At 43.7% G+C, this 6,964-nt stretch carries 5 protein-coding genes; all 5 read right to left on the bottom strand.

Annotated features, from left to right (window positions below):
* A partial coding sequence (locus tag AC1DXF_RS28545) for a glycoside hydrolase family 2 TIM barrel-domain containing protein (protein WP_477452095.1) occupies positions 1-1,259 on the bottom strand: 1,259 nt, incomplete at its 3' end.
* Positions 1,256-1,474 carry a hypothetical protein gene (locus AC1DXF_RS28540; protein WP_477452094.1) on the bottom strand — a complete coding sequence of 73 codons (219 nt, stop codon included), beginning with the start codon at positions 1,472-1,474 and terminating at the stop codon, positions 1,256-1,258. The genes AC1DXF_RS28545 and AC1DXF_RS28540, both read right to left, overlap by 4 nt.
* 162 nt (positions 1,475-1,636) lie before the next feature.
* Entirely contained in the window at positions 1,637-2,998 is a 1,362-nt protein-coding gene (locus AC1DXF_RS28535) for a glycoside hydrolase family 27 protein (RefSeq protein WP_477452093.1), read from the bottom strand.
* A 157-nt stretch (positions 2,999-3,155) separates the two neighbouring features.
* Entirely contained in the window at positions 3,156-4,706 is a 1,551-nt protein-coding gene (locus tag AC1DXF_RS28530) for a glycoside hydrolase family 43 protein (protein ID WP_477452092.1), read from the bottom strand.
* 72 nt (positions 4,707-4,778) lie between these two features.
* Positions 4,779-6,896, bottom strand: a complete 2,118-nt coding sequence (locus AC1DXF_RS28525; protein WP_477452091.1) for an alpha-L-arabinofuranosidase C-terminal domain-containing protein — start codon at positions 6,894-6,896, stop codon at positions 4,779-4,781.
* Positions 6,897-6,964 lie beyond the last annotated feature (68 nt).

Here is a 6,964-nt window from a genome sequence, read left to right as displayed (position 1 = left end):
CCAATGCTCCATATTACGATTGATGGATGATTACGATCCCGCATAACCATGGCTTCCAGGTCGCGTTTCCACCACTTGTTAAAATATYCGGCATAATCATGTTTGTTTTTCCCTACTTTCCAACAGTCAAATGCTTCATCAACAACCAATAAGCCTAATCTGTCACAAGCATTTAAAAATGCCGGCGATGGTGGATTGTGAGAAGTTCTTACWGCATTGAACCCCGCCTCTTTGAGCAGTTCAACCTTKCGCTCCTCTGCACGGTCAAAAGCWGCGGCACCCAGGCAGCCATTGTCATGATGCACRCACCCTCCATTCAGTTTTACTGTTTTTCCGTTAAGCTGAAACCCTTTTTCTGTAGTAAATTTGATGGAACGTATGCCAAACCCGGTCGCTGTTTGGTCAACTATTTTCTTATTTTGTAATACCTGTATCCGGGCACTATATAAATGCGGCGTTTCCGGTGCCCATAACATGGGGGCTGATACCGAAATTGTTTGAGCAATTTCCTTTTCGCTGTTAGCAGCCACGTCAACAGTTATTTGTTTATTTCCTGCGTTTTTAGCGTTTGGCCCTTTCAGCAAGGTACTAAGCACCAGATGTTGAGGCGACCCGGTTTCATTTTTAATCAATGTTTTAATTTGAACGGTTGCTTTTTTTGCAGACACATCAGGAGTGGCAACTGCAACTCCCCACTCGGCTATATGTACAGCATCGGTAACATTCATCCAAACGTGGCGATAGATACCAGAACCACTGTACCACCTGCTGTTCAATTGCTGCGAATTATCTACCCTTACCGCTATTACATTTTCATTATTAAAATCCAAAAAAGGTGAAAGGTCATAGCTAAATGACGAATAACCATAAGGGTAGATCCCAAGTGATTTCCCGTTAATAAAAACTTCAGAATTCATATAAACTCCTTCAAAATAAATGGAGACCTTTTTGCCTTTCCATTCAGCCGGGGCTTTGAAAGCTTTCCGGTACCAGCCTATTCCTGCAGGAAAGTATCCACCGGCTCCGCCCGTCGGGTTTTTGGGGCTTATTTTCCCTTCGATACTCCAATCGTGTGGTAAATCAAGGCTTCGCCAACTCATATCGTTAAAATCTTTTGATTTTGCAGATATAGTACCTCCCAGAAAAAACTTCCAGTTATAATCAAATAGTTGTTTTCGTTCAATACCATTTTGATTTTGAGCGAGGCTAAAATTACTGCCCGCCAAAAGCAAGAAGAAGGTCATAAATATCGTTTTCATAAAAATGAGCGTGTTTTTGAATTGTAGAATAATACATTTAGTTGTGAAACCATCCCATATTTCGGCGCGTTGCCGTGAAGCATGTCTATTTTTTCTTCCAGCGTCATTTTGCTGATGATGCTGATCTTCGCTTTAAGTGTAGCCTCGCCTTTGTTTTGTGCCCAAACGCCGCCGGCAACGAAAAATGCCATAAAACAGGCAAGGGTATATTTCATAAATTAGTATTTCTTTTATTTTTTGTCGATGCTATTTATCTGTGGCTGTAGGTTCAACAGCAGATGTGTTTAACCCTGGCGATATTGCTTTGCTGTAAGCATTATCGGTTACAGCGCGAAGGCGCCGAAATTTTTATTTCCCCCTTATAAGTTAACCGAACCCTAATTAAGCAACGATAGTTTTAACAAAGCGGCCCCGTGTGTATTGATCGTTTTTTTATATCCTTTTTTAAAGGTACCTACATCTTGTTTTTCCCAAAGGTCCCGAACGACTACCTTTCCTTCCAGGCCAAGTTGGGCAAAGTTTACATCCACATCCTGCGGCTGCGCCGCCAGGTTGAATAAAGCGACATAAATATCCTTACTATCGGGCACGTGCGAATACCAAACTATTGCATCATTAGTTTTGTATAACTGGCGCGGTTCGGTCCCATGTTGGTTAACGGCTATCACCTCATCGTTTGTAAACAGTTTCAATTCCTGTTCCCTGTTTTCGGGCAGGTTGCCGCCCAAAATTAACGGGGAGCGGAAGATGGTCCAAAATGTCATATGCGAATACTCCTCGTCTTTTGTAAAACGGCTATAACGTTCGTTCCCTACAGGGCCCCGTTTTGACAACTTGCCTATCTGTATCATATCACAATCGGGCCAATGGCCGGGGCCGCCAAGGCCTTCCCATTGTTTGCCATAATTAAACATTTGCAATACGGCGGGCCATTCGTCCCAAAAGTCATTGGCTACCCGCCACATATTGGCATTTTGTTTTAGGTTATCAGCTTTAAAAACAGGCGTAGCCCCCGGTGATGTGCTGAACACGATGGCCCTGCCGCAACTATCAATTGCCTCGTGGTAGCCCTCAAGCTCCGCAGTGCGATAAGGAGCCGATAAGTCATCAACCTTAATAAAATCAACGTCCCAAGCGGCATATAACTTCAATATTGAATTCAGGTATTCCTGCGCACCGGGTTTAGCCATATTCAGGCCAAACATGTGGTTGTTCCAGGCGCATTTTGAATTAGTATCGGCTATCATATCAGCAGTTATGCCATTAGCGCCCATTACGGGTGATTTTGCCCATACTGCCTGGCGTGGGATGCCACGCATTACATGAATACCAAATTTCAACCCCAGCGAATGGACATACTTAGCCAATGGCTTAAACCCCTTACCGCCCAATGCCGACGGAAACTTAATTGTATCAGGTGTTAGACGCCCCCATTGGTCCATAGCCAGCCAGGGGCTATATGAGCCATCTTTAAGTCTTTTTTGAAACGGGTCGCCACTTCGGCTATCAAAGGACCATAAAAAATCCACCACTATATACTGCCAGCCATGCGCCTTCAGGTTTTTAGCAACGTAATCAGCATTTGCTTTTACCTCATCCTCATGAACCGTCATACCGTAACAATTGTAACTGTTCCATCCCATGGGTGGGGTTAGCGCAACACCCGTGTTTTGCGCCTTTACAGATGTACAAAAACTAAATACTATTAAAAAAGTTAAAATTTTCCAGGTTGTGGTCATCTATCGGAGATTTATATTGTAAATAATACGTAACTGGTTGCGTCAAACGACTTATTAGTGTTTGTAATAACTGGTTTTACGCTTAAATCATTAATTTCTTGCTTACTGCATCTTGTTAATGTCAGGATGCCTATTTATTTGTTTAACTGGTTGAATTTTATTTTTCCGGGGAAATGGAATCTGTTATATGAAAAAAGTCAAAGTCGGCCGCTCCCCCTATATTTTTTGTAGCATAATTAAACAAAGCAAAACGATAGCCCATAAAATGCGGGATGCTATAAGCCATTTTTAATTGTGTGCCCAATGGTATCCACGTTTTCCCGTCCAGGCTATAGAAAAAATCGGCCACGTCTTTTCTGTTTGTAAAATTGCATTCCGCCTTAAAGTATACTACCTTTTGGTTTAAGGGGATTTTTTGTGCTTCTACAGGTTTTCCGGTACTTGCATTGATCATTAAGACAGCTTTGCTATCCCCGGTTATTTTGACACCGGCCAATCCGTAATTTTTTTGCAAAAGGCCCAAACCCGCGAAATCACCATCTTTCATGTTAGCAATGTCGAGCGAAACTGTCCCGGAGCATCCCGGGCCGATAGTGCGTTGTGTTAATGAATTTCGAGCCATCAGGAAATTGGTGTCGATCCTCCCGGTGCTGAGTCGTAAATACCCTTTCCGCGCGGTAACAGACCACAAACTATTATCCGGGTTATGGTTCCATTGCCAAACCAGTGGTAATGCACGTTCGCCTTTTTTACGGGTAAACTCGTCCGAAGCAACAATGCCTGGGATCAAACCTTTACTGGCTGGCAGATCTAATGTATCCGGGGCTTTACCGTTTTCTCCTAATACAGGCCAACCGTCTTCCCACTTTACAGGAACCAGATAGGGAATTCGGCCAACAGAACCAAAATCGCGAAAGAGATAAGAAAACCAGCGTCCGTCTGGCGTCTCAATAAGTCCACCCTGAGCAATTCCTCTATCCTGTAAGCCAACTTTTCCTTCCCAAGGACCGTTGATATCATCTGCCCTATGTATAACTACAGTTCTGGTTTTACCGCGTGGGGCGCAAATATTAAATAGATAATATTTTCCATTTATTTTATATAATTGAGATCCTTCAGCGCCAATGCCCATGTCGTTTCCTGCTGGTGCGTGGGCGTTTTCAATGATAACTTTCACCGGAACGCCTGGTCTAACTCCCGTCAGATCGTCATTTAATTCAACAAGTTTTAGTCTATCTGCATCATAAATTAAATAGGCTTTGCCATCATCATCAAAAAACAGAGAATGGTCATGATAGGCTGGTTTAAAGGAAATTCTTTCCCAATTTCCTTTTTCTATATCTTTCGTTTTAAAAATATAAGTTTCACCTGTGGTTTGTGCAAAAGTGGTTACATAATACATACCTTTATGGAAGCGCAGACTGCTCGCCCATGAACCCTTGCCGTATGTGTTTTTACCTTCTGTCAAATTTAGCTCCTGCATATCTGCCAAAGTATCATAGGCATAGTTGATGATTTTCCAATTGACAAGATCTGTAGATTTCATAATAGGCACCCCGGGATTCATGTGCATCGTTGTACTGCTCATATAATAATTTTTACCAACCCTGATCATAGACATATCGGGAACATCAGCAAAAATGATTGGATTAGTGGCTTTTTGCGCATATAAACGCGGCACTATAAGCGTGATAATTAAAGCTGCCATCCATAACCTGTAAATCGCATTTCTCATATTCACATTTGTTTTTTTTGTCCTGGTATGCTTACCTGGTTTTAATTATTTAGTTAATGTATTTATTTGAAGCATGCTTACTGAATATGGATCGAAAGTCCTTGTAAATTTGGCGCCGGCCACTTTTATTTTGGAGGTAACCGGAACTATTTTTTTGGGGTCGCTGATGGTGTTCGTATCCTCGGGTTTATCGCCTTTTATGACCACGATACTACCCTCGGGAGAAAGTTTTCCGGCCCCCTTTAAATCGATATCAACCTGCTGCGGCTTTCCTGTTGCATTTACTACTTTAAGAAACAGTTTTCCCGTTTTGGTGTCCCGGGTAGCTACATAAAACATGCCTGGTATAGGTTTGGGCATGTTGTTCGCCGCGCTGTCCTGTTTGGTGGCAGGCCTTGTTTGGGTGGGGATATAGGCGCCGGATACAGGGACTACCTTATCGCCGATATAGGTATTAAACATTGCTTGTACATGGTACGAGGGCGAACCAAAACTTGTCAATGCATCATAACCTATCAGGTTTGATTCCCATTGCCATGCTTTGGGCACGGTTGCGGTAGCCTTATTTACATTTGCAAATAAAGGCGCATAGCATGAGCGGATAACCACGTCTGAATTGCGCTCCATACCGGTCATCCAGGCCGCATCGCCAAGGGCAGCATTCAACGTGGTTGTGGGCATGCCTTCCGTTGTTGCCCATTCACCTACAAAAACTTTATATCCACTGCGGTCGTAGTTATCATAATGTGCCGCGTCCTCTTCCATCCCCCAGGCATTGCGGTAATAATGTTCATCTACAATTTCGGGCTTGCGAATGGTTAATTTACTCCTGCTTCCAAGCCAGTCCTTACCTCCGATGCTTGCGATACAGTGAAGGTTTGGGTATTTGGCTTTAATGCCATCATAAAACTGGGCAAAACGTCCGTCGTAACTGCCAGATTCGTCAAACCCGTCTTCGTTGCCAATCTCTACATAGCTGAGTTTAAAAGGAGCCGGGTGCCCGTCTGCCGCGCGCTTAGCGCCCCAGTAGGTGTGTATGTCGCCTGTAACATATTCAATTTCATCAAGCGCATCATCTACGTAAGGCTTCAACAGCGGACCAGCGTCCACATGGTCGGCATCAAGCGAATAGCCTGCAAAAACAGCCAACAATGGCTCCATTTTCAGGTCTTCGCACCATTCTAAAAATTCAAGTAAGCCCATGCCGTCGCTGGGGCGGTAGCCCCATGAGCCGGTATGGCCGGGCCGTCCCTCAAGCGGTCCCAAAGTGGTTTTCCACGGAAATGCATCGTTCAATTTTGGGCCTTCAAGGAAATTACCGCCGGGAAAACGTAAAAAACGGGGTTTCATATCGGCCAATAACTTCATGATATCTACCCTGTTGCCATTCGGGCGGTTATGATAAGTTGGCGGAAATAACGAGACGAGGTTAAAATAATAAGCCCCGCTACGGTTTGTTGAAATAACAAAACGGGCATCAGATGTTGGTTTAACACCGGCGCCGGTTGTTAATTTGAGTTCATATTTTTTCCAAAAGGGGCTTTTTATCAAATTAATAACCCCCGAAGCATAAACCGTTTTACCGTCATTGCTTTCTATACTTACGGTTATAGGCCCGGCAGTGTTATCGGCAATTACCGGAACAGTAACTGTAGGCTTGGGCTCCCAGGGGCGGGGGGGAAATGGCTTGCTGCTCGTTCCCTTCATATAAAAAGAAGCGTTATAAGTTGTATTAGGCAAAACAGGTATGCCCCAATAACCTTCATTTGCTATGCCGGCCCGGCCACCGCCGGTATCCACCAAAAGTCTTAAACAAGTAGTTAACGAGCCATTAATTGCCTGGCGCTGCTGATCGTTGGGTACATTGCCGGGGTTTGGGGCAACTAATTTAATAGTGGCTTTCGCGCCACCTTCCCTGATCACGCTCCATGCTTCCGGCGTATTTGGGTTGTCCTTAAATATCCTGTTCCTGATCAGTTCGGCATACAAACCGCCATCGTACGAATGGTTGATCTCTTCGGTCATCAACCCATACAATTGCGGGCTTACATTTGCGCCAGGCTTAGTTAAATCAAGCGTTAGCTTAGGGTTTTGCGCTTGTAAACTTGTTGTTGTGAACAGGAACAGGCACAAAATTGAAATGGGTAATAACTTTTTCATCATGAAAGTTTATATTATTTATTGTTTTTTTAACACTTATTTTTACAAGACCAACTGGTCATTTCCTTTAA

The organism is Mucilaginibacter sp. P2_A5, assembly GCF_056404995.1.
Note: the sequence above shows the minus strand (reverse complement) of the source record. Positions and strands in the feature narration are given on the sequence as shown.

Coding starts and splice junctions, on each gene's coding strand:
- AC1DXF_RS28525 (WP_477452091.1), bottom strand. CDS start 6,896: ATGATGAAAAAGTTATTACCCATTTCAATTTTGTGCCTGTTCCTGTTC.
- AC1DXF_RS28530 (WP_477452092.1), bottom strand. CDS start 4,706: ATGGCAGCTTTAATTATCACGCTTATAGTGCCGCGTTTATATGCGCAA.
- AC1DXF_RS28535 (WP_477452093.1), bottom strand. CDS start 2,998: ATGACCACAACCTGGAAAATTTTAACTTTTTTAATAGTATTTAGTTTT.
- AC1DXF_RS28540 (WP_477452094.1), bottom strand. CDS start 1,474: ATGAAATATACCCTTGCCTGTTTTATGGCATTTTTCGTTGCCGGCGGC.